Below are 24,988 nucleotides of genomic sequence, written 5' to 3' on the forward strand. Positions count from 1 at the left end.
GTTAACAACGCGTCGTGCCTCAATATCCTGCGCTCTGTTTTGGCTTGCGCCAATTAGTAACCGCAAATTCGCCGAGATTTGCCGCCCGATGGCGCCCCCAACGACCAGGTTTCTGTCACGGGCGCCCAGGCGTCGGCGGGGCGCGGCCGGCGCCTGCAATCAAATTGCCGGTCGTTGAGCAGATTCTCTGTTTCGGCGGTCCGATTGACGCGGCAATTCCCTCTAAGGAGTTGGAGTCAACGCCTAGCCAGTAATCGTCATGTCGGCCATCCGGCAAGATTTCGGCCCGTCGTGCGATTAGTCCTACAGCAGCGGCGTTAGGTACAGACAATTTGGCCTGCGAAGCCATTTTGTCGCATGACGCCGTTGTCGAAGGCGAAGATCGCCTCGCTAGCGAATTGGAGGGGAACCATGCTTGGCCTGCGTTTAGTGTTGGGCGCCATCGCCCTGATGGCCTTACTCACTGCCAGCACAGGCGTGCTCGCGATCGTCGATATCGAGGGATACGAGCCGCAGCTCTCCATCGACCTAACGCTCGGCGGCGAAGGACCTTATTGGGAGGCCGTCGCCAATGGAGCTCGGGACTCCGCCGCCCATCGCGGCGTGGAACTCTCGATTCGAGACGAGATCGAGCCGAGCGGTCGCGCGTTGCTGACGATCGACGGCGCCGAGGAAACCGCCAGCTGCGGCGGCGACGCGGGAATGGCGCCCCCCATGTTCCACGTTGGCGTCGCGAACTACGCCGCGGGACGACTCTGCGCACACTACGCCGCCAAGGATGTTCCTGCTGGGCGGGGCATCCTCCTGATTACCGACGGCGCGGCGCAGTCGCCCGCTGGGGCGCGCCTGCAGGGGTTCCTGGACACGACTCGATGCTACGACGACGATGACCGGTCAAGGCATCCGTGGACGATGGGAATAGTTGCCATCGCCCACGGTTCGGGGGACGAACAGCGCGATTTGGCGGCAGCGGCAAAGAAGCACGGAGAGGCGGCCCTGGTCATCGACTTCACGGGTAGGCCGGTGGCAGAGTTGCAGAACTCATTCGTTGACCGCGGTCGAAATGCAATGAGTCGACTCCTAACCTTTGATCAGTCGCAAGCGGCGCTGTCGGCTATCGAAACGGGAGACGTGGCGGCGGTCGTCACCCATGATCCCTATCAGTGCGGTTTTCAGGCGGTCGATCGGCTTATCATGTTTCACCGCAGCGATCTGCTTGGCAGGCCCGCGGCAGGGAAGGGCTTTATTCACGTCCCGGCGCAACTAGTCGAACGGGGCAATCTCGCTGAGTTTCGTTCTAGCTTAAAGCTTGCCGCCGCTGCTGCGCCGTAGCCGTGGGGATGCGCAAGCGCTCGGTCGGTTGCCCCTCAGCGGCATCACTTCGGTTGTCATTCGCCCGAGAATCGCCTACGCTGGTTTCACTGGACGCGACCGTCCGAGGAACCAATCTCTTCAGCGAGGCGCCATCGATGGGACGACTGACTGTTGCCGATGCCAAACGGATGTGCACGAAAGCGGAACTCGGCGTGGTGATGGGGAGCCGCCCCGACGCGATCGAGAAGTTATCGGCCGATCAGCTCAAGAAAAACGTTGCCTCCGCGCGACGGTTGCGTGACAAGTGGCGGGACCTCGCGACTGAGCAACGTCGCGAAACCCAGCAGGCGCAGAAGGCGCGGGTTACGGATAAGAACGCGCGCAGCGACGAGAAGGCTGCCCTCTTTGCTCACGTCTTAAAGCGATACGAAGACCAGCTGAAGAAGGCGGAAGCCACCGGCGGCGGACTGACGCTGCCGAAGCCGGCGAAGAAGAAGGTTCGCGTCGCCGGGCATCGGATCAAGCGAGCCGTGGTGCGCGACGAGCTGAAGGACGTCCGCCGCGAGCTGAACGCCGCCAGTAAAGCCAAGGTCAAGAAGAAGGCCGCCAAGAAAAAACCGGCCGCGGCTGCTGCCCAGAAGAAAAAGGCCGCGACGAAGAAAGTCGCCAAAAAGGCGCCGCTCAAGAAGAAAGTCGCCAAGAAAGTCGCCAAGAAGAAAACCACATTCGGCGTCGGTTCGACGGGATTGGTCTCGGTCGACCCCGCGCGGCAGCTTTCGGCTGTCACCGCGGCGAAGAAGTCGCGTCTCAAGTCGAGCGAAATGACCGCCATGCGTGCCCACTCGCTGGCCCGCGGCGCGCGTAAGCAAGCGAAGCGCGATTCGCGGTAGCGATGAACGTTCGTCTAAATTTTCCTTGAATATCGTAATTAAGAGCCCGGCGAATCGACTTCGCCGGGCTCTCGGCTTTTGTTGCCATACGTCCTGGTGCCTAACTCGGCTACATGTGCTTCGCGACGGCCTGGCCGAACTCGCTGCACTTCACTAGCTTAGCGCCGTCCATCAGTCGCTCGAAATCGTACGTCACTGTCTTCGCCGCGATGGCGCCGTTGAGGCCCTTGATGATCAGGTCGGCCGCCTCGGTCCAACCGAGATAACGGAACATCATTTCGCCCGAAAGGATGACGCTGCCCGGATTGACCTTGTCCTGATTGGCGTACTTCGGCGCGGTGCCGTGGGTTGCTTCGAAAATGGCGTGACCGCTGACGTAATTGATGTTGCCGCCGGGCGCGATGCCGATGCCGCCGACGCAGGCGGCCAGGGCGTCGCTGATATAGTCGCCGTTGAGGTTCAGCGTGGCGATGACGTCGTAGTCAGCTGGCCGGGTAAGGATCTGCTGCAGCATCGCGTCGGCGATGACGTCCTTGACGACGATCTCTTTGCCGCTCTTGGGAGACTTGAAGGCGCACCAGGGACCGCCGTCCAGCTCCGCAGCGCCAAATTCCTTTTTCGCGACCTCGTAGCCCCAGTCGCGGAAGCCCCCTTCGGTGAACTTCATGATGTTCCCCTTGTGGACCAACGTCACGCTGCGACGGTCGTTGTCGATGGCGTACTGGATCGCCGCCCGGACGAGCCGCGCCGTGCCCTCTTGGCTCACCGGCTTGATGCCAATGCCGGCGGACGCCGGGAAGCGAACCTTCTTCCAGCGATCGGGGAACGCCTCGCTGAACAGCTTCTTGAATTTGTCGCAGTCGGCCGTGCCGTTTTCGAATTCAATGCCGGCGTAGATGTCCTCGGTGTTCTCGCGAAAGATCACCATGTCGGTCAGCTCGGGCTGCTTCACGGGCGAGGGGACGCCGGTGAAGTATTGGACGGGCCGCAGGCAGACGTAGAGGTCGAGGATTTGGCGTAGGGCGACGTTTAGCGAGCGGATGCCGCCGCCGACCGGGGTCGTCAGCGGCCCCTTGATGCCGACCAGCAGGCTGCGGAAGGCGTCGAGCGTTTCGTCGGGGAGCCAATTGCCGGTCTGATTGAAAGCCTTCTCGCCGGCGAGGACTTCCTTCCATTCGATCTTCTTCTTCCCGCCGTAGGCCTTCTCGACCGCGGCATCGAACACGACCTGACTGGCACGCCAGATATCTGGCCCGGTGCCGTCCCCTTCAATGAAGGGGATGATCGGCGCATCGGGAACTTGCAGACGGCCGTTGTGCATCGTGATCGGTTGGGCGGGCATCGGGCGGCTCCTGGCGGACGTTCAGTCGCTATGCGATTCGGGTCGAAGTACGGGAAACTCGCGATTCTCGACCGATTGGCGGGCATGGTCAATGGGGCAGGGGGCGTGTGGTGAAACTCCCATTCTCGTTCTGTGCGAGAATTTGCTAGGGCGCCACGTCGGCCACGTCGGCCAGCTGATTCATTGGCCGGCATGGGGGACGCGGACAAAACCGACAAAACTCACGTCGAAGGTGCGCATCGGGGGCGTTGCGGTGACAGACGCCGAGTCCGACGGAGTGCGAAGATTAAACTTGTCAACGATCTCGCTGTGAATAAACGTACACTGCCGAGGCGAGCGGTTCCTTTTCAACTAGAAAGCCGTCAGATAATGACCTTTTGGCAGCGCCGTGGTTGCTCCGCGAATTGTGGCGGCCGCATTCCCTCTCTATACTCGCGGTAGTGGCTATTTCTCTTGTCCCGCCGCCGTCTGACCCAGGCGCCTACCCCTCTGTACGGAGCTAGTTTTCACCCATGAGCGAGTCATTGCGCACCGTCGATCGTCGTTGGTTTCTGCGAACCGGGGCGGCGGCCGCCGGAACTGGATTGGCCCTGGGCCGCGGCCTGAGCGGCGTGCTCGCAGCCGACGCCAAAGCCCCGCTGTTCAAGATTTCTCTGGCGGAATGGTCGCTCCATAAGGCGATCCAGGGTGGCAAGCTGGATAATTTGGAGTTTCCCGGGTTCGCCAAGAAGTGCGGCATCGACGCCGTCGAATACGTCAACCAGTTCTTCAAGGACAAAGCTCGCGACGAAAAATACCTCACCGAGCTGAAAAAACGGTGCTCGGACGAGGGTGTGACGAGCGTCCTGATCATGTGCGACGGCGAGGGGAACCTGGGCGACCCCGACGATGCCAAGCGAAAGCAGGCGGTGGAAAACCACCATCAGTGGGTCGACGCGGCGAAGTTCCTCGGGTGCCACTCGATCAGAGTGAATGCACATTCCGAGGGAACGCCCGAGGAACAGGGCAAGCTAGCAGCCGACGGCTTGCGTCAATTGTCGGAGTACGCCGCCCCGCACAAGATCAATGTGATCGTCGAAAACCACGGCGGCCTCTCCTCGAACGGCGAGTGGCTGGCCGGTGTAATGAAGGCGGTCGACCTGCCCAATTGCGGGACGCTCCCCGACTTTGGCAACTTCCACGAGTACGACCGGTATAAGGGGTGCGCCGAGCTGATGCCGTTCGCCAAGGGAGTCAGCGCCAAGAGTCACGAGTTCAATGCCGCCGGCGATGAAGTGCGGACCGATTACTTCAAGATGATGAAGATCGTCCTCGACGCCGGGTACCACGGATACGTTGGCATCGAGTGGGAAGGCGATACGCCGGACGAGCAAGAAGGGATCATGCTGACGAAGCGTCTGCTGGAGCGCGTCCGGGACAAGTTCACGGCCGAAGCCTAGTTGCCAGCAATGCTAGCTGCCAAATCGGCAGTGACGTATGCGTCCAGTGGTACTGGTGAGTCGAGGCGGATGCTAGCATCCACCAAGTGTCCAGGACTTGAGAAAAACTGAAAAATTCTTCGGAGGCGGCCCTCGGGCCGCCTCTTTTCGTTGATAGCAAAGGAGTTGCGTCGAATGCTAGCAGTGCATTTTGCAACTGCGCCCCATCGGACATTTAGCCCTGCGGGAAAAGTCGCTCTGCCTAGAAACTAAGCAGTGGGGCCGTGCGCCGATCTTCAGCATTGCCTGCCGCGGAATAGGCACGCTAGCAGAGTCGACGTAAGTGCAAGCAGTGCAAGGACCTCTGTGGATTGCTTGACGCGGGGTGAAGATGAGGACACGCGAAGGTCACCCCGGGGCCTTCGATTCGCCCATCCCAAAGCTGTTCGGAAGGAGACGTCAGCCGTGCTTACCCAAACTACGGAAAAGTATCAGGAAGTCCTCGAGTTCGCAGAGTCCCGTTATCGCCAGAATCCCGATTGGGTGACGTTCTTCCGTGAAGTCCTCGGCGTCGACGGCGCCGCTCGCAAGACCTTCCCGACCTTCGACGAGCTCACCGCGTTCGAGCAAAGCGAGGAGTTCGACAAGATTCAGAAACTCCTCGTCAAGCTGCGCGAGAAGCGCCCCTCGGCCGACACCGAAAGCGAGCCAACCCGCGTCATCACCGTCCGCCTGCCGAAGAGCATGCACGAGTCGCTGCGGACCGAAGCGCACGACTTGCGGACGAGCATGAACAAGCTTTGCATCTCGAAGCTGCTGCAAGTGATCGGCGAAGAGATGATCCCCAACGAACGTGCTAGCGGCGGATCACCGACGCCGAGCAGCACGCCGTCGATTGGCTCGACCTCGAATCATGGGTCCAACCATTCGGCCCCCCTGGGTCTGCGAGCGCACCAGCCACATACGGCAGGAGTGAGTTCACCTTATGGCCAACCGCTGCAACCGACTTCTCAAGGTCTGCCGCCGTTTAAGCCGTCGCAGCCCCGGTTCTAGGACCGAGTTTGCTAGCACGAGTTAGTTTCCGCTGTGATTGACAAAAGGAGCCGTCCCCGCGTGTGGGGCGGCTCCTTTCATTTTTCGTGATCTGCGTGATTGAACGGGATGGCAACTCGCCCGGCGCGCCAGACTGTTCGCTTAAGCGAACAGTCCGAACCCGCGTCGGGTCTTCGTAGCTGAGGAACGGGCTCAACTATCGCCGCGATCTGCTATAACGGCGACTATACGGCACGTCGGTTTCGCCTCATCTCTATTCGCGCCCCGCAGGTCACTATGAAACAGTTCGTGATCTCGCTCGTCTTCTCGGTCGTCTGCCTCGTCGCGACATGCGCCCAATCAGCGGACGTTGCCAGCAGCACTCGGGGCGAAGGTGATTGGACCCAGTTCCGCGGTCCTGGCGGGCAGGGCGACGCCGGCAACGTCGCGTTGCCGCTGCGGTGGAGCGAAACTGAGGGGATAAAGTGGAAGACGGCGCTGCCGGGCCGCGGTTGGTCGTCGCCGGTCATCGCCGACGGGAAAATTTGGCTTACCACGGCGGTGGAGCTACCGCCGACCGCGAGCCAACTCGAGGAGACGCGCCAGAAACTGGCCAGCAATCCCAGCGGCGGCGACATGGGCGCGGCCGGCTCAATTGACCTGCTCGCCCTCGAAGTCGATCTGGCGACCGGCCAGTTGCTGCGGACCGTCAAGTTGTTCACCGTCGACGAGCCGCCGCCGATTCACAACCTCAACAGCTATTCCTCACCGACGCCCGTGTTGACCGATGGCCGGCTGATTTGCCACTTCGGCGCCTTCGGCGTTGCCGGCGTCGATGTGAAGTCGGGTGAAGTTCTCTGGCGGAAGCAGCTGGAGATCGATCACATCGTCGGTCCCGGCAGTTCGCCGGTCGTCGCCGGCGACGTCGTCCTGCTCACCTGCGACGGCGCCGACAAGCAGTTCGTCGCCGCCCTCGACGTGAAGACGGGCGAAACGCGGTGGCAGGTCGAGCGGCCGCCAATTCGCGAAGAGAATCCCGACATGCGGAAGTCGTTCTGCACGCCGTTGGTCTTCGACCACGCCGGCCGGACGCATGCGGTCATCCCGGGCGCCCAGTGGTTCATTTCGTACGATCCGGCCACGGGAGACGAGATCTGGCGGGTCGACCATGGCAGCGGCTTCTCGAACGTGCCGCGGCCCGTGTTCGACGGCGAGAAGGTCTACCTCTGCACGGGGTTCGGCAAGCCGCAGTTGTGGGCCGTGCGGGCCGATGGCGTGGGGGATGTGAGCGACACGCATGTCGATTGGCGCCAAAAGCAGCAAATCCCCGCCATGTCGTCGCCCGTCGTGAGCCAGGGCCGCATCTATGTGATCAGCGACGGCGGGGTGGCGAGCTGCTTCGACACCAGCACGGGGGACTTGATTTGGCGCGAGCGGATTCCAGGCAAGTACTCGGCCTCGCCGCTGTTGGCCGATGGCCGGATTTACTTCTGCAGTCAGGAAGGGCGAACCACCGTGATCAAGGACGCTGCCGAGTATCAGGAACTGGCGGCCAACCAACTGGACGGCATGCACATGGCGTCGCCAGCGGTGACTGGGAACGACCTAATCTTGCGGACCGATTCGCACCTGTATCGGGTGAGTCCGGAGTAACATCCGCAGCGGCGCAGCCGGATTTAGCAGCCATGCCGGGCTCAACGATCGGCTCCTAATGCGGCGCCCAGGATGGTCAATGGGCGCGGCTGCCCGCCCTCCTGATCAGGGACGAATTTGTCCAATCCGGTGCTCAGGGCGAAACTTCGCCGTCGCCGCGGGGTAAGCTTGGCAGCGCGATCAGCGATGCGATGGGCGCGGATTGGGGTCCTGTCTAGGTGGGCCAAAAAATTCGCGTGGCGCACTACCCTGTTCGCGGCCTTGGTAGGAGAGGCCCGCACTCGTCTCGTCCGGCGTTCGGTTCCCCGCATTTTCTCGGCACTTTTTGCAGTTTGCCGCCATCCGCTCGATGGCGCAACCGCCGGCCAAGAAGGGGGCGGGACTGGCGAATGGACGCGAGTGAGGCGGCGACCTTGGGTTTCGGTTGCGGAAAGTTTGACGGAAAAAATGGACGCAACTAGGATGGACCCATGGTGAGCGAATCCGGCGCAAAGAGGTGGAACTCCACGTTCGACCGCCAGCTCGCTCGCCAACATGCATCGTTGAGGACAAGCCTCTCCAGGACGCCAGCTCTGGTCCCCGTGTGCGAGTTCGTGTTCGCGCCGAGGGGGAAATATGAGCCCCAGCGGGGAACACGCGAGCGACTTCGGACGTCGAACGCGTGAACGCCGAGTCGCGTGGAAGATGGGCGAACTAAACGTCGCCGATCGCCGCAACCGCGCCGTCGCCGTAGCGCCGCGAAGACTCGGGAGAGATATGCATTCAACAGACCAATTCGTTTCGGAACAGACTCTTACTTTCGACGAGATTGCCAGCGCGGCGGGACTTCGAACTCCCCCGGTCATGAATCACGGCGGCAGAGTTTTCTGCGGCAGCAGGCGCGCCTCGTTGGCGCTCTTGGCGGATTCTTGATCGAACGACTCTCCCCATGCACGGCCGTCTCGGACTCCAGAGGACGCATCAGTGTCGCACCCCCAGCCTCGTCGCTTGAATAGCCTGTTTGGAACACGCGCCCCGAAGGAGCGCCGTCCAACCGGAGTGAGCCGGAAGCGGAAGAAGCAACTCGGCTTTGAGTCGCTGGAAGCGCGGCAGGTGATGTCGGCGACGCCGCTGGCTTCCCCCAACTATTCCCCCTCAGCTTGGACAGGAGGCACGATATCGAGCGGCAGCACGCAGGGGATGTTGGACACTTTGGCGCGGGAACTCTACTGGCAGTCGATTCTCACTAACTCCAGCGTGTCGACGGCCGCAGTCACCAATTCGGTCCCGACCGATCCGTATCTCGGCCAGCAATGGCATCTAGTTAATTCGGGGCAACAAGTCGGCAACCCCGACTTTCAGGCGATCTACGGCGTCCCCGGCGAAGACATCAATGTCGCGCCGGTATGGAACATGGGCTACACGGGCGCCGGCGTGACGGTTGCCGTGATCGATAGCGGCGTCCAGCTGAATCATCCCGACCTCGCGGCCAACATCAACCTAGGGCTTGCGCTCGACGCGCTCAGCATCAACGGCGACGGCAGTCCCAACGTGGCGAACCCGATCAACGCGCACGGTACGGCCGTTGCGGGTCTGATTGGAGCAGTAGCGAACAATGGGCTGGGCGGCGTCGGCGTCGCTCCCGGCGTGTCGCTCGTTCCGATCCGGCTGATCGATGTCGGGCAGACGGAGCAAGCCTTTATCGACGCTTTCCGTCACGCCATTCAAGACATCGATATTACCAATAACAGCTGGGGACCTGGCGTTGTCCGCGGACTGGCGGGTCCGACGGCCGCCGAGTTATTGGCGCTGCGTGATTCCGTCATCTTCGGACGCGGCGGACTGGGCGTCGTCCACGTATTTTCGGCGGGCAACGACGGCGGTCCGGCCTTCAACGAAGGGTTTACGAGTATCGGCGGCTTCGACTCCGCCGCCTACAACGGCTGGGTGAACTCGCGGTACACGATCGGGGTGACCGGCGTCGACCATGACGGCTTCTATAACAATGTCGACGGCACCATCACGGTCTATCCGGAAGTATCGTCTTCGGTGCTCGTCGCGGCCCCGACTGGTTCTAACGCGGGTCCCGTCATTACCAACGATAGCGGCATCGGCAGCGGTCTGATCACCACCGACCTGACCGGCGAAGACGGGTTCAACGCCGCGCCCGATCCAATCACCGGGCAGGAAACGGAGGATCCGTTCTATCCCTTTGATCGCGACTTCTTGAGCAATACTGACTACACGTCGCGGATGAACGGAACCAGCGCGTCAGCTCCGCTGGTGTCGGGCGTGATCGCGTTGATGCTCGAGGCAAATCCAAATCTCTCCTGGCGGGACGTTCAGGAGATTCTAGTCCGCTCGGCGCGCCAGAATGCTCAGTTCGGCGTGCCGCAAAGCGGCCAGGGCCAAAGCTCCGGCTTCGGGACGCAAAATACCTGGATCGTGAACCAGGTGCCCGTTTTCCACGATCCTGATCTCTTCGTGACGGGCGTCCCCGTCGATCCGCTGTTGCGGACCATGGCGCCGACGCTCAATCCTAACGCGTTCTTAACCGCTAACGGCCTTACCAGCCTCAATCCCGACCACTATGTGGCGACGCCCTTTCAGCTGACTAATGGCTCGGGCTACACGGTGAGCCAAGGCGTTGGATACTATGGTGAGCAAGTTGGGTACGCTCACGGCGTCGTCGACGCCGAGATGGCCGTGCGGCTGGCCGAGCAATGGTCGACGAAAGAGCAAACGCTGCCATCCGAATTGACCTTCACCTCCTACGTCGAAGGGCCGGGCGTGGGGTTCGTGCTGAATATTCCCGCTGCTGAAAAAGGAAGCGAGGATAGCGGATATCAAATCGTTCCCGGCGGCATCGGCGGCGCCGACGGCGGTGGGTTCATCGACTATTGGAATGAGTTTTTCGTCGACGACCCCGACTTCACGCAAGACTTTAATTATCGCGGAGATTCTTCGATTGAGTTCAACGTTCCCGCCAACAACAACATGCGGGTCGAAACGGTGGAAGTGAAGGTGTCGCTGACCGGCGGCACGGTTGATGCGCTCGATCATCTGCGCATCATGCTGGTCTCGCCCGAGGGAACGCAGTCGGAGTTGAACGACTACTGGATCGAAGACCCCGGCGATCCTTTCAGTTTCCAGTTGGAGCCCCTCAGCAACGCCATCGTCTACGGCACGCCTGGTTCGGTTGACACGACCGGCGGCAACTTGGTGTGGACGTTCAGCACGAATCGCAACTGGGGCGAACGCGCCAACGACGCCATCGTCTACGACCCAGTGACGGGCGAGCCAGCGATCGACGAGTTGGGCTTATTCGGTGGTCCCGACCGCACGGCCGGTCAGGCGCTGACGCAGGGATGGCGGGTGGTCATCGAGAATTACGACTTCCAGACCGAATTCGGACTCGCCGGCATCGAAGTAGCGTTCCACGGCAGTCCAATCAACGCCAGTACGCAGCGAATTCAAGGCTTCGTCGGCGTCGACGACAATCGGGACGACCAGTTCAATTTCAGCCGCGTGATTCAATCGACCGTCGATCTCGACGGCGATGCCTCGATCGTTCGCCTTGGAGAAGTGATCAACCAAGTCGACCTGACCCAGGAATCCTTCGCCGGAAACGTGACCGTCGTGGCGCGGCGGGCAAGCGACAACGTCGTCGTGGGCCGCTTCGTTACCGGGCATGACGGCAACTACTACTTCGACCTTGTTCCGGACGACTACATCATTTCGATCGAGGATCCGGAAGGTCGCGTCGCGCAGAACGACGCGCTTACTCCGGCCGGTCGTCTGCGAGACTACAAGTCGGAATGGCTCATTACCGAGGACTACTTCAAGGTCTGGGACAAGGTTCCGGGCAGCCCGACGGAGACGGTCGTCGACGCTAACGGCGTGCCCGTGGCGTGGCTCGACGACAATGGCGACGAGCAAGTCACTGGGATGAAGGGCATCAACTTCCTGCTCGATCCGGGCGATCCGCCGGCCCAGCAAGTCGAATTTAGCGGCGTCGTCTACGCTGACACCAACGGCGACGGCATTTTCAACGGGAACGATATCGCCCTGCCCAACTCGACCATCTTTGGCGACGTTAATCGAAACGGATTGCGCGACGCCGGCGAAATCGTGGTCACGACTAACGCGAGCGGCGCCTACAATCTCGTCGTCCCGACCACCGCGGCTGGCGTGATGAACGTCGGCATCGTTCCCCCGGCGCAGTGGACGGCAACCAATCCAGCCGCCAAGATCCATACAAGATACGTCACTCCGGGCGACGAATTCACTGGCCTCGATTTCTACATCAAGCCGCCGGCAGACAACATTGGCGGCGGCGGGATCAATCAGCCCGGAATTTTGATGGGCGTGATCTTCCAAGATCAGGGGGCCTCGCCGAACGGCCAGCGTGAAGCGAGCGAACCGGGCGCTCCAGGCTTCACGGTGTACATCGACGCCAACAACAACGGCGTCCTCGACGCCGGCGATACCTCGACGGTTACGAATCAGCATGGAGCGTACATATTTACCAACGTCGCTCCTGGCCAACGCGTGGTGCGGGTGGCGACCCCCTCGCCATTCCAGTTGACGGCGCCGACGGCGGGCCGTTACACCGTGCAGTTGACCGGAAGCAGCACGATTTCAAGTTTGGTGTTTGGGATCAAGGACACCGCAACGCTCGACTACGGCGACCTGCCGGCCAGCTACGGCGCCACGACCGCCGCCCAGAACGGCGCCCGCCATAAGAAGGGCGTTTACTTCCTCGGCTCGACGATCGACGGCGAGCTCAACGGCAATCCGACCGCCAATGCCGACGGTGATGACACTAGCGGTTTCGACGACGAGGACGGCATCGTGTTCGATCCGATCGTCGCCGGTTCGACGGTTCGCCTCATCGCGACCGCCAGCCGCAACAACGGCTACCTCAAAGGCTGGATTGACTGGAACGGCGACGGCGATTTCGACGACGCCAATGAGCGGCTGGTCTTTAGCGGCATCGGCAGCCCGTCGAACAACGTGCTGCTCAGCGCCGGCGCCAACCAGTTGTTCATCAACGTCCCCGCGGGCGTTAATGTTGCGAACGTCTACGCCCGCTTCCGTTACGGCGAGCAGACGCTCAACAGTATCTTCGGCGAGGCGCAAATCGGCGAGGTCGAAGACTACTTGCTGCCCGTGGCCCCGCCGGCGATCCCAGCGATTGTCGGTCTGCCGGCAGACTTCACCGGCGATGGTCGCGTCGACGGCATGGACTTCCTCACGTGGCAGCGCCATTTTGGCGCGACTTCGGGCGCCGGCCAGGCCCAGGGAAGCACCAATGGCGACGGCGACGTCGACAAGTACGATCTGGACGAATGGAAGATTGATTTCGGCTCGGTAGTCGCGGTCGCGTCGTTGACGATCGAGGAAGACTACAGCGACGCGCCGCAAACGCTCGCCGTCGAATTTCAGGGCGTGAGCACGTTCACGGCCGCCGCCGACCAGTCGTTCTCCAGTGCGTTGCGTTCAACGGGCTCGTCGCTTGGCTTAACGTCGGTCAGCCCAGTCATGTCCAACGACGCGACGGCTCGCTTCGAGTCGCGACCGAACTGGGCGACCATTGCCGGCAAGCTGAACGACGTCGCCGAACGGCTTCGCCAGCGGGCCGATTCGCTCGACGATCGGTTGGAGGAAGGGCGCGACTTCGTCGTGGAACTGCTGCACGACGTCGCCGACCGAGTCGACAATTTCGACTTCGAATCGGTCCGTCGCGATCGGGCGTTTGACGACCTGTTCGGTTCGCGCCGCCGCCAGGGCCTGAAGGTCGAAGCCGACGCTGCAGCGAGCGAAGAGACCGATGCGGACGATGCCTTCGCGATGTTCGCCGATCACTTCGAAGTGCCGCGCGGCTGAGAAATGATGGGGGCCAGTCGCGTCTGAGGCCCTATTCACAGTCGATTGGAATAGCTTATAAACCGGCGGGCCCTTAGGCCTCGCCGGTTTTTTTATTTGGTCAATTGAGGAAGAACCGCCGTTGAACGCCAATGAACGCAAATAGGTTTGGGTCACACAGATTTTTTAATCTGCGCTTATCCGCGTTCATCCACGGTTTCAGCATTCTGTATTTCCTTGGCGCTCTTGGCGTCCTTGGCGGTTAAGTCTTCCACCCGGAGTGCCCGATGAGCCTGCTGATCCAAAACGGCCGCATCGTCACCGCCAGCGACGACTTTGTCGGCGACGTCCTCGTGGAAGGCGAAGTGATCGCCGCGATGGGGCCGAAGCTCGCGAAGCCGGCCGGGGCTGACGTCATCGACGCATCGGGAAAATTCGTCTTCCCAGGGTTTATCGACCCGCACGTCCACATCTACCTACCCTTCATGGGGACGTTCGCCAAAGACACCTACGCCACGGCGAGTCGCGCGGCGCTGGTCGGCGGCACGACGACGCTCATCGAAATGTGCTGCCCGGCCCGAGGCGACGATCCGCTCGAAGCGTTCGAGTTGTGGAAGTCGAAGGGCGCGGAGAGCGCCTGCGACTACACGTTTCACATGGGGATCTCCCGCTTCGACGAGACGACCGAGGCGGCCATTCGCGAGATCGCCGCTCGCGGCGTGACGTCGCTAAAAGTGTTCCTCGCCTACAAGGGGGCCTTTGGCATCGACGATGGCGAGCTGTTTCAGACGCTCAAGCTCGCGAAGGAATTGGGACTGATCGTCACGGCCCACTGCGAGAACGAAACGCTAGTGAGCGAACTGCAGCGCCGGTTGCTGAGCGAGGGCAAAACGGGACCCGAGTGGCACGAACCTTCTCGCCCGCCGCAGGTCGAGGCTGAGGGAGTACATCACCTGATGACGTTCGCCGAGATGACCGGCGCACACGTCTATTGCGTCCACACCTCGTGTCGCGAAGCGCTCGAAGCGGTCCAACAGGCGCAACTCCGCGGCGTGCAGGCGTGGGTCGAGACAGTGATCCCCTACCTGGTCGTGGACAAAACCTACGCCGAGCGGCCGAACTTCGAAGGCGCCAAGTACGTCATGTCGCCGCCGCTGCGCGACGTGAAGCATCAGCCAGTGCTTTGGAACGCCCTCCGCTCGCGGCTCGTCAGCACGGTGGCGACTGACCACGCGCCGTTCGACTTCCACGGGCAAAAAGAGATGGGGCGCGACGATTTTACGAAGATCCCCAACGGCATCCCGTCGGTTGAGGATCGGATCAACCTGCTCTACACCTACGGCGTCTGCCGCGGGCGAATCGACCTGCCGACGCTCGTCGATGCGGCGAGCACGCAGGCGGCCAAGCTGTTCGGCCTTTATCCCCGCAAGGGAACGATCGCCGTCGGTAGCGACGCCGACTTAGTGGTCTACGACCCCGCCTACCGCGGCAAGATCTCCGCGCAAACGCAGCAGATGGCGGTGGACTACAGTGCCTTCGAAGGTTGGGATCTGGAAGGCCGCCCAACGATCGTCACCGTCCGGGGCCAAATCCAAGTCTGCGACGGCAAATTCGTCGGCAACCTGGGCTCGGGCCAGTTTCTCGCCCGCCCGGCGACGCATTTCTGAACTGACGAATAGGCCCCGGTTTTCACGGCTGGGTGGCACGCCTTGAAGAGCGTGATGAACGTTGCGATGGGGCAACCATGCGCTTCGAGGGCATGCCGGACTCTGAATCGCAAGTCCTTTTCCAGTAACGAGATACATATAGATATCGCTTCTGCGCCAAAAAACTCTTGCCTCAAACATACCGTACGGTATAGTTAAGGTGTACCCGGCAGTATCTAACGCCGATCAGTAATTCCATGGCCCGCCCTCCCGCAACCACCCCGAACGCCATCCTCGAAGCCGCGATCCGCGTTGCCGGTCGTGATGGTCTATTCGCGACCACGCTCGACAAGGTTGCGGCCGAGGCGGGAATCACCAAGGGGGGGGTCCTCTACCACTTCGCCTCGAAGGACGAGCTCCTCACTCGCATGATGGAGCACTTCGCCGCCGAGGTGGAGCAGGGGCTCATTACCCGGATTGCGAACGACCCGGTGGCCGACCGCCGCTGGGTGCGGGCAATGATCGACATGGTCTTTGCCTCCGAGCCAGATAAGGCAAGTGACGCCAATGGGGCGCCTCACGGCCTCCCGCCGGAACTAACGCACAAATTTATCCTGGCGATGTTGGCGGCGTTTGCCGCGAACCCCGCGCTGCTGAACGTCATCAAGCCGTTCATGGAACGGATGCGCAATCGCGTCCAGGCCGAGCCGGGCGGAGTCGAGCAAATCGTCACTTGGCTGGCCGCCGACGGGCTGTTCCTCTGGGAACTGTTCGGAATGGCCCGTCAGGGCGAGCCGATGTGGAACGCCGTCGTGGCTGAGCTGCGCCGTCGGTCGCGCCCGCGGACGGCCGAGGAAATTGCCGAGGGTAACGATTTAGAGAGAGTTCTGAATTTGTCCTCCTGAGTGAAGCGAAGGATCTGGCGCGAAACGAAGGGCCAGATTCTTCGCTTCGCTCTGAATGACCCCGCGCTGAGATTGACGAACGTTGTTGTTTGCCCACGAGAGTTGAGGGGACGATGGACGCGGTTTGGAATCAACCTACCACCACGGCCGATGAACTGACGACGCCGGAGGTTACCCCGGCCAAGTCGCGCCGCCGCTCGCGCCGCATCATCGTGCCCGCGGTGGTCGTCGTTGCCGTAGTCGCCGTGGCGACCGGCGTCTGGAAGAGCAGAACCGCACCGGCTCCAGTTGTCGCGGCGGCGCCCGTCATCCTCAACGTCCATTCACTCGGCTACCTCGAACCGAAGTCGAAAGTAATTCGACTGGCCGCGCCTTCGACGACGGAGCAGGTACGCGTTGAGCGGCTGCTGGTCGCTGAAGGCGATGCAGTCCGTTCGGGGGACGTGCTGGCGGTGCTCGACAACTATGAACGGCGCTCAGCGGCGGTCGCCGAGGCCGAAGCCCGCGTCGAAGTTGAACAGGCCAAGCTCGAACAGATCAAAGCCGGCGCCAAGCCAGGCGATCTGGCGGCCCAGCAGGCGATGGTTAGTCGCGCTCGTTCGGTGCTCAACGAATCGCTGAGCGATCTCAAGCGGAGCGAACGGTTGGTCAGCCGCAACGCCGCGCCTGCCGCGGAACTCGACGACGCCAAGTTGAAGGTCGAATCGGCCCGCGACGATTTGAAGCATGCCGAGTCGACGCTGGAGAGCCTGGGGGAGGTCCGTGCCGTCGACGTCCAGCAACAAGAGAAGCAAATCGCCGCGGCCACGGCCTCGCTCGCGATGGCACGTGCGGAACTGGCGATGACCGAAGTTCGCGCGCCGATCGACGGTCGCATCCTGAAAATTTGCGTTCGCCCCGGCGAGCGGATCAGCGACGACGGTATCCTGGAGATCGGCGACACCAGCGAAATGTACGCCGTCGCCGAGGTCTACGAAGCCGATCTGCCGCGCGTCCGCCTCGGCCAACCGGCCGCTGTGAAGCTCTTCACCGGCGCCGGCGAGAAGCTTGCGGGCGAAGTCGCCGAGATCGGCATGATCGTCGCCAAGAAAGACGTCCTCGCCAACGACCCAGTCGCCGATACCGACGCCCGCGTCGTCGAAGTCCGCGTGCGGCTCAAACCGGAAGACGCCCGCACGGTTGAACGACTATCCAATGCCCGCGTTGAAGTAACGATCGACAGCCAAACTTCGCCGTCAAAGTAGTAACTTGAACCACGACGGCACGACAAACACGACGAAATGCAGGAGATATGATACCGCGGATGAACGTAGATAAACGCCAATAAAACAGAAATCATCTGCGTTCATTGGCGTCCATCGGCGGTTCCACTTTGCTCCGCTTTCTTCTCCCCCGTCGTGCTCTTTGTGCCGTCGTGGTAAATCCCGCCTAGTAAATCCTTCCGAGGAGTAGTTCCGTGCCCGCCCGAGCGCCGCTGGCTTGGCTGCAGTTGAGCCACGGCCGCGTCAAACTGATCGTCGCGGTTGCCGGCGTCGTCGTCGCGGTGCTGCTCATGCTGATGCAACTTGGCTTCATGCAAGCGGCTTTCCAGAGCGCCCTCATTGTCCCGCGGCAAATCGACGCCGATCTGGTGGTGATCAGCCCGCAAACTCAGGCGATGTTTCGCACAGCCCAGTTTCCGCACGTGCTCCTTTATCGCATGCCGTCGGTCCCAGGGGTCGATTCGGTCCGCGCGATCTACCTCGCCACGATGCCGTGGCACAATCCATGGACGCGCGGCGAGCAGTCAATTTTCGTCTATGGCATCGAGCCGGGTGATCCGCCGCTCAGGCTACCGGGACTTGCCGAAAGTTGGCCCGAAATCCGTCGCACCGACGCCGTTATCTATGACTCGAAGAGCAAGCCGATTTTTGGACCCGTCGCCAAAGCGTTCAATCGCGGCGAGAACGTCGAGGTGGAAGTCAACCGTCGTCGCGTTCGCGTCGTCGGCCTCGCTCAGGCAGGCAACTCGTTCGGCATCGACGGCAACCTGTTTACGAGCGATTTGAATTTCTTTCGGATGTTCCCCAATCGCAATAAGAGTGGCGCCGACCTGGGGCTCGTCCATGTGAAGCCCGGCGTCGACCCCAAGTCGGTGCAGCCGGAATTGCAAAAGCTTGTCGGCGCCGAGGCTGTGGTGCTGACGCACGACGAGTTCCTGGCGTTCGAGCACAATTATTGGGCCCGTTCGTCGCCGGTGGGATTCGTCTTCACGCTCGGCACGGTGGTCGGCTTCTGCATCGGCTTCGTGATCGTCTACCAGATTCTGTATACCGACGTGTCGAATCATTTGTCGCAGTATGCCACGATGAAGGCGATGGGATTCACGGACAGTTATCTCGTGCGGCTTGTGCTGAAAGAGGCAGTGATTCTCGCCGCGCTTGGCTACTGGCCCGGCGTGCTGCTGGCGTGGGGGTTGTACGAGGTCGCTCGCAACGCCACCGCGCTGCCGCTCGATATGACTTGGCAACGCGTCCTCGGCGTCTTCACCGCGACGCTGGTGATGTGCTTAATCTCCGGCGCCGTCGCGGTGCGCAGACTCCGTGCCGCTCAACCTGCGGATGTGTTTTAGTATGCGAATCGACAATCCCCTTGCAGCCCCTGGCTCCGCCCGGGGGTAGGTTTCCATTCCGGTCGGCGTTGCCCAACTTGACGCTATCCCTGGCGGTGCCAGGGGCTGAAATGTGAGCAGTCCTATGAAAACTTCCACCTCAACGCGTCCACCGGCAGAGCCGGTGGCTTCCAATACTGCCCCCACCGTCACCGGCCGCGGCATCTGCCACTCCTTCGGCGAAGGCGAGCTCAAAAAGCAAATCCTGTTCGACGTCGACGTCAGCATTTACCCGGGCGAAGTCGTCCTCCTCACCGGCCCCTCTGGCAGCGGCAAGACGACGCTGCTAACGCTCATCGCCGGCCTCCGCGACGTGCAAGAGGGGCAGCTTTACGTTCTGGGTCACGAACTCCACGGCGCCACGCGCGACGAACTGGTCGACGTCCGCCGCAAGATTGGCTTCATCTTCCAAGCTCACAACCTCCTGCCGTTTCTGAGCGTGCGGCAGAACGTCGAGTTGGTGTTCGAACTCCATCCCAACGTCTCGGTCGACGAAGCGACCGAACGGGCAGACAAGATACTTCAGCTGGTGGGCCTCGGCGACCGGCTCGACTATATGCCGGATAAAATCTCTGGCGGGCAGAAGCAGCGCGTCGCCGTCGCCCGGGCACTGGTCGCCGGTCCGCAGCTGATTCTGGCCGACGAACCGACCGCCGCCCTCGACGGCAAATCGGGCAGGGCGGTGGTCGACCTCCTCCAATCGCTCGCCCGCGAGCAGGGTTGCCCCGTGTTGATGGTGACCCACGACAGCCGGGTGCTCGACGTGGCCGACCGAGTGATCCACATGGAAGATGGGCGAATTGTGGAGCCTGCTCAATAGGTGACCTAACGGTGTCGGGAGCCTTTTGCCAATGGCAACTCTCAACGCAAAAGTACGCCACCCAGTGGCAACAGGCTCCCGACACCTTCCACCGCGACCACTGCTAGCACCCCCCAGAACCTGAAGTTGGTCCCGCAGCCAACCTAGGTTAAACTACCCGCCCCGCAATAGCTGTCGCTGCGCGCTCCCACGTGCGCGGCGGCCGACCCACTTTCGTACGCAAGGAGGCGTCGAGTGTCGCAGCCCCCGCTCCGGTTCGTTCATGCCGGCGATCTACATTTGGAGCGCCCGCTGACAGGCGTGTCCGAAATCCCCGATCATCTGCGCGAAGCTTTCCTCGAAGCGCCCTACCTCGCCGCCGAGCAGATCTTCGAGACCGCGCTCACCGAAGGCGCCGACGCGCTGCTCCTCTCGGGCGACGTGGTTCATCTTGATAGGGCCGGACCGCGGGCGATTGTGTTTCTCCTCGAACAATTTCGCCGCCTCGCCGACCACAACATCGCCGTCTACTGGGCGGGCGGGCAGGTCGATCCCGTCGACGCGTGGCCGGTGACCGCGACGCTTCCGCCGAACGTCCACCGCTTTCCGTCGGGCCGCGTCGGTAACTTCGAACATCAACGCAACGACAAGACGATCGCCCGCGTGCAAGGCATCAGCCGCAGCCCTGGCCAAGCGGTCGACGACAGCGGTTTCCATCGCGATGCGAAGGGCTTGTTCACGATCGGCGTCGCCCATGGCACCGCCGCCGCGCCCGGCAGCGAAGGTGATCGCGTTCACTACATGGCCCTCGGCGGCCAGCATCGTCGGCAAACCGTCGACCAATCGCCCGGCATCGCCCACTACGCCGGCACGCCGCAGGGCCGCCTGCCGGAAGAGACTGGCGCCTTCGGCTGCACCGTCGTGAGCGTCGACGAATCGGGCCACGTGAAGACGAACTTCGTCGCCGTCGACGTCGTCCGCTTCATCACCGAAACAATCGAGCTGACCGCCGGCGCCGACGTGAAGACGCTGATGCCGCAGTTCGACGTCCGCGTGAACAACCTCAAGAGCAAGCATCCCGATCGCGACCTGCTCGTCACCTGGCAGATCACCGGCGACGGCGAACTGCTGAACGAACTCCGCCCGGGCGGCCTCAGCGACGAGATCGTCAGCCAGCTCCGTCATCAGTACGGCCAGAAGTCGCCCGCCGTCTGGAGCGTGGCGATCGAATGCGACGAGCCCCTCTGCGTTCCCGAAGAATGGTACGACGAGGAAACGATCCGCGGCGACGTGCTGCGGCAGCTTCGCGAACTAGAAGAGAGCGACGACATCCCGCTCGATCTGGAAGAATTTTTCCCCGCCAGCCTCAAGGGGAGCCCCATGGCCGAGCTGGCCAAGGTTTCGAAAGCCGACAGAGCAGGGCTGCTCGTCGCGGCGTCGAAGCTCAGCATGGACCTGATGTCTCTCGACGAGGAGACGGAGTAACAAACTCCTAACGATAAACCCGTGGATTGATCTTCAATCCCTTAACGCACATTTAGCCGCGGAGCTCGCTCCGCGAACCCCGCGGAATAATCCCCGCGGCGCAATGGCCAGCACGGATCGCGAACCATGAAAATCACCGACCTAGAAATCGACGGCTTCGGCGTTTGGAACAACCTGAAGCTCACCGGCCTCTCCCGCCGCGTGACGGCCTTCTACGGCCCGAACGAAGCCGGCAAGACGACCGTCATGCAGTTCATGCGGAGCGTCCTCTACGGCATGTCGCCGGAGCGCCGCAAGAAATACCTGCCGCCGCTCGACGGCGGCCGGCCCGGCGGCACGCTCGGCATCGTCGAAGGCGACCTCCGCTTTCGCGCGGCCCGCATCGCCGATCGCGGGCCCGACGACGTCGGCCGCGTCATCTGCACCACCCCCGACGGCGCCAGCGGCGGCGACCGCCTGCTGCGCGAATCGCTCGGCGACGTCGACGAGCCGACCTTCACCAACGTCTTTGCCGTCGGCCTCGACGAAATCCACGAGCTCGGCAGCCTCTCCGGCAGCAAAGCGGCCGAGTGGATTTACCGCCTCACCTCCGGCCTCGACCGGGTGAGCCTGTTCGACGTCATTCAGGAACTCCGCGCCAATCGCCACGCTCTGCTCAACGACGAAGGCCAAACGTCGCGCATCGTCAGCCTCACGACCAACCGCGATCGCCTCCGCGCCGAAGTCGATCGCCTCCGCGAGCAGAACCGCCTCTGGTCGCAACTGGCGGTGAAGATCAAGGAACTCGACGACCAGATCGTCGCCGTCGAATCGCAAGTTCGCAAAGCCGAGCACCACGCCCGCACGATCGAAATTGCCGTCGGCCTCAAGCCGAACTGGCGCAAACGCGAGAAGCTCGACGAGCAGCTGATGCACCTTAGCGGCCGCGTCACGCTGCCGGCCGACGCGATCGAGCGCCTCAACGCGATCAACGCCGACATCGAAAAGCACCAGCGCCAGTCCGACGTGCTCCAAGGCCAGCGCCACCAGCTGCGCGACGAGGCCGAACGCCTCGGCATCAACGAACTGCTCGTCCGCAACGCCCAACGGATCGACGCCCTTGGCGAGCAGCGCGACTGGCTCCAATCGCTCCAGCGGCAACAAGACGAACTCGAACGCGAAGCCAAAAGCTACGAAACCCGTTTCGCCGCCGAGCAAAAGCGGCTCGCCGAAGCCCTCGGCGTCAAGGACGCCAGCCGCCTCACCGAACTCGACGAGAGCGACTTCGAAGCCCTCCAACCGCAAATCGACGCCCTCCGCCTCGCCCAGAAACGGCTCGAGCAGGCCCAACGCGACGTCGACCTACTTACGGAGAGCGAACGCTCGTTCCGCACGCAAATCGAAACGGCCATCGTCGGCGGCGAATCGCATGGCCTGCCGATGGACCTCCAAGAGGCGAGCAACCTGGTCGCCCGCCTCCGCAAGCGACTTGCCGTCGAGCAGCGTCTCGATCTAGCTCGGCAGCATGAAGTCGAGCTTGAACAGCAGAGCCACGACCTGCTCGACGACCAGGTGATGCCGCTTTGGCTCTTCGGCTGGCTGCTGGCGACGTTCGTCATCGGCGCCCTCATGCTCGGCGTTTGGGCGCTCGTCCCGCAGTCGCCGTTCGGCAAGTATGGCGGACTGGTCGCGCTGGTGGGCATCGGCGGCGCCGCCTTCGCCTGGGTCTTTAAGTACTTCGCCGACGACGCCGCGGCCGAGAAGCTCGACGCCTGCCAACGTCAGATGGAAGTCGTCGCCAAGCAAATCGCCGACGCCGAACGCGAGAAGGCGCAGGTCGACGCCGAACTGCCGATGACCGACGGCTCGGTGGTGCTCCGCATGCAAGCCGCCGAACGTCACCTCGCCGAACTCGAAAACGTCCTGCCGGTCGAAGCCCAACGCAAACAAGCCGGCGGCGAAGTCGCCAACGCCGAGACGCGCCTGAAGCAAGCCCAACGCGAGCGCGAAGCCGTGCTCGCCACTTGGAAGTCGAAGATCGCCGCCCTCGGCTTGCCGGCCGACCTCGATCCTCAACTGCTGCTGAGCGTCACCGACCGCTACGGCCAGCTGGCCGATCTCGAGGCCCGCGCTCGCCACCGCCGCGAAGACGCCGCCGCCCGCCAGCGCGAACACGAAACGCTGCTCCGCCGCATCCGCGATCTCGCCGAAGAAGTCGGCTGCGTCCTCAAACCCACTCCCGCCAAGGCCGTTGGCCGCGACGCGTCAGCGGAGCGCGTCGCCAACCAGACCGCGCCCCAAACCATCGATCGCAACCAGGCGACCGAACTCCTCGCCAACCCCCTCGACCAACTCGACCACCTCCTCACCGAACGCCGCCGCCAGCTCGGCGACGTGCAGCGCCGTGAAGAGCTCGCCACGAAAGCCAAGGAACTCAAAGCCGAAGAGGGAAAGCATCTCCAGACGATCGTCAGTCTCAAACGGCGCCGCGCCGCGATGTTCCAGGCCGGCGGCTGCGAGGACGAACAAGAGTATCGCATGATGGCCGCCGACCAGCACCAGCACGCGCTCCTCTCGCAACAGCGCGACGCGGTCAGCCGCGAGATCATCGCCGCCATCGGTCGCCACGAACCCGAGGAAGTCTTCAACAATCTCCTCGCCCCTGATTCGATCGGCACGCTCGACCAGCTCTGGGAACAAGCGACCGCCGACCTCGAAGCCGCCGGCAACAAACTCAAAGAACTCGCCGAGCAACGCGGCTCGCACACCCGCGAACAGTCCGAACTCGCCAAGGATCGCTCGCTCGCCGAACGGCAGCTCGATCTCAGCGTCGTCGAGAAGCAACTCGAGGAAGCCAAGTCCGACTGGCGCCGTCACGCCACGGTCAACCGGGTCCTTGAACGGATCCGCGCCGACTACGAAGCCCACCGCCAGCCCGAGACGCTCGCCGAGGCCTCGCGCTACATGGCCAAGTTCACCGGCGGACAGTACAAGCGCATCTGGACGCCGCTGTCGAACGACATTCTGCTCGTCGACAACGCGGCTGGCGAATCGCTGCCGGTCGACGTGCTCAGCCGCGGCACCCGCGAACAATTGTTCCTCAGCGTGCGCATGGCCCTCGTCGCCAACTTCGCCCGCCGCGGCGTCAATGTGCCGATGGTCCTCGACGACGTGCTGGTGAACTTCGACATCGAGCGCACCCGCCGCGCCGCCGAAGTCCTCAGCGAATTCGCCGCTGGCGGCCATCAACTCTTCTTCTTCACCTGCCACGAGCACATGTGGGAGATGTTCCGCAAGCTCGACGGCGACTGCCGCCGCATCCCCGTCCGCCGCGGCCAACCCGAACCAGTCGTCGCCCCGGTCATCGTCGCCGAACCGGAGCCCGTGGTCCTCGAAGAACCAATCATCGCCCCCCCCAAACCAAAAAAGAAACCCGCAAAAAAGCCGCGACCGGTGGTCGCAGTCCCCGCTCCGATCCCGGTCGCCGCGCGGGACCTCTACGACTACCCCTTCATCGAACGCATCATCGAAGAACGCCCCGCCCCCAAACCGGCCCCCATCGCCGTCGCCCCCGCTGCGGTCGAAGTCGAACCCCCTTCAGAGTTCCACGAATACTCGTTCGACCTCCCGGCGCACAACTACCAAGACGAACCGACGGAAGGGGAGGGCGCCCTGGCGTTCATCGTCAACGCCGACGAAGCCCTCGGCCGCCGCGCCGAAAGCGGCTCCCGTCGCCATCACGCGGTGCCGAACTATCTCCGTCGCGGTGATCACCTAGAACCGCGCCGAGCCTAACCAATCCGCAGCGCCGTTGAAGTTCCCCTTAGCCCCCGGCTCTTCAAGCCGGGGGCAAACCGCGCCGCCAACGGATAGCACCGACGCCCTGTCGCAACAGGACGTTCATTTGCGGCCGAGCGTCGCGACCACTCCCAACGACAGTCTACCGTACGTAGTACCCAGTATTCGGCACCGTCTCTACTGGCACGAGAGGGTACGCAAATATTCGTCTGTCCTCGTTCGTAATCGAA

The 24,988-nt window shown here is 62.6% G+C and carries 14 protein-coding genes; 13 read left to right on the top strand and 1 reads right to left on the bottom strand.

The window, feature by feature from the left end:
• Positions 1–411 precede the first annotated feature (411 nt).
• Together I41_RS08545 and I41_RS27665 are read left to right on the top strand one after the other, a co-directional pair.
• Positions 412–1,332, top strand: coding sequence for a sugar ABC transporter substrate-binding protein (locus I41_RS08545; RefSeq protein ID WP_168206769.1), 921 nt, complete (start codon positions 412–414; stop codon positions 1,330–1,332).
• Between the two features lie 137 nt (positions 1,333–1,469).
• A complete protein-coding gene (locus tag I41_RS27665) occupies positions 1,470–2,204 on the top strand; it encodes a hypothetical protein (protein ID WP_210421131.1) in 735 nt (244 codons plus the stop codon).
• Between the two features lie 109 nt (positions 2,205–2,313).
• Here the strand turns inward: I41_RS27665 and icd are convergent, their stop codons facing one another.
• On the bottom strand, positions 2,314–3,546 hold the full coding sequence (gene icd / locus I41_RS08555) for an NADP-dependent isocitrate dehydrogenase (RefSeq protein ID WP_145432149.1): 1,233 nt from the start codon (positions 3,544–3,546) through the stop codon (positions 2,314–2,316).
• A 512-nt stretch (positions 3,547–4,058) separates the two neighbouring features.
• Here icd and I41_RS08560 point away from each other — a divergent pair.
• The 11 genes from I41_RS08560 to I41_RS08610 all read left to right on the top strand — a co-directional run bounded on the left by I41_RS08560 (position 4,059) and on the right by I41_RS08610 (position 24,755).
• Positions 4,059–4,985, top strand: coding sequence for a sugar phosphate isomerase/epimerase family protein (locus tag I41_RS08560; RefSeq protein WP_145432150.1), 927 nt, complete (start codon positions 4,059–4,061; stop codon positions 4,983–4,985).
• Between the two features lie 444 nt (positions 4,986–5,429).
• Positions 5,430–6,017 (top strand): hypothetical protein, encoded by a 588-nt coding sequence (locus tag I41_RS08565; RefSeq protein ID WP_145432151.1) that lies wholly within the window; start codon positions 5,430–5,432, stop codon positions 6,015–6,017.
• Between the two features lie 276 nt (positions 6,018–6,293).
• Entirely contained in the window at positions 6,294–7,649 is a 1,356-nt protein-coding gene (locus I41_RS08570) for a PQQ-binding-like beta-propeller repeat protein (protein WP_145432152.1), read from the top strand.
• A gap of 963 nt (positions 7,650–8,612) precedes the next feature.
• On the top strand, positions 8,613–13,517 hold the full coding sequence (locus I41_RS08575) for a S8 family serine peptidase (protein WP_145432153.1): 4,905 nt from the start codon (positions 8,613–8,615) through the stop codon (positions 13,515–13,517).
• A 266-nt stretch (positions 13,518–13,783) separates the two neighbouring features.
• Positions 13,784–15,163 carry a dihydropyrimidinase gene (gene hydA / locus I41_RS08580; RefSeq protein ID WP_145432154.1) on the top strand — a complete coding sequence of 460 codons (1,380 nt, stop codon included), beginning with the start codon at positions 13,784–13,786 and terminating at the stop codon, positions 15,161–15,163.
• A gap of 236 nt (positions 15,164–15,399) precedes the next feature.
• Positions 15,400–16,047, top strand: coding sequence for a TetR/AcrR family transcriptional regulator (locus I41_RS08585; RefSeq protein WP_145432155.1), 648 nt, complete (start codon positions 15,400–15,402; stop codon positions 16,045–16,047).
• A gap of 113 nt (positions 16,048–16,160) precedes the next feature.
• Positions 16,161–17,291 carry an HlyD family efflux transporter periplasmic adaptor subunit gene (locus tag I41_RS08590; RefSeq protein WP_145432156.1) on the top strand — a complete coding sequence of 377 codons (1,131 nt, stop codon included), beginning with the start codon at positions 16,161–16,163 and terminating at the stop codon, positions 17,289–17,291.
• A 212-nt stretch (positions 17,292–17,503) separates the two neighbouring features.
• Positions 17,504–18,658, top strand: coding sequence for an ABC transporter permease DevC (gene devC / locus I41_RS08595; RefSeq protein WP_145432157.1), 1,155 nt, complete (start codon positions 17,504–17,506; stop codon positions 18,656–18,658).
• A gap of 124 nt (positions 18,659–18,782) precedes the next feature.
• Positions 18,783–19,517, top strand: a complete 735-nt coding sequence (locus I41_RS08600) for a DevA family ABC transporter ATP-binding protein (RefSeq protein WP_145432158.1) — start codon at positions 18,783–18,785, stop codon at positions 19,515–19,517.
• A gap of 234 nt (positions 19,518–19,751) precedes the next feature.
• A complete protein-coding gene (locus I41_RS08605) occupies positions 19,752–20,981 on the top strand; it encodes a metallophosphoesterase family protein (RefSeq protein WP_168206770.1) in 1,230 nt (409 codons plus the stop codon).
• Positions 20,982–21,107: 126 nt separating this feature from the next.
• Positions 21,108–24,755, top strand: a complete 3,648-nt coding sequence (locus I41_RS08610) for an ATP-binding protein (RefSeq protein WP_145432160.1) — start codon at positions 21,108–21,110, stop codon at positions 24,753–24,755.
• Positions 24,756–24,988 lie beyond the last annotated feature (233 nt).

The sequence above is a fragment of the Lacipirellula limnantheis genome, from assembly GCF_007746075.1.
Lineage (GTDB): Bacteria > Planctomycetota > Planctomycetia > Pirellulales > Lacipirellulaceae > Lacipirellula > Lacipirellula limnantheis.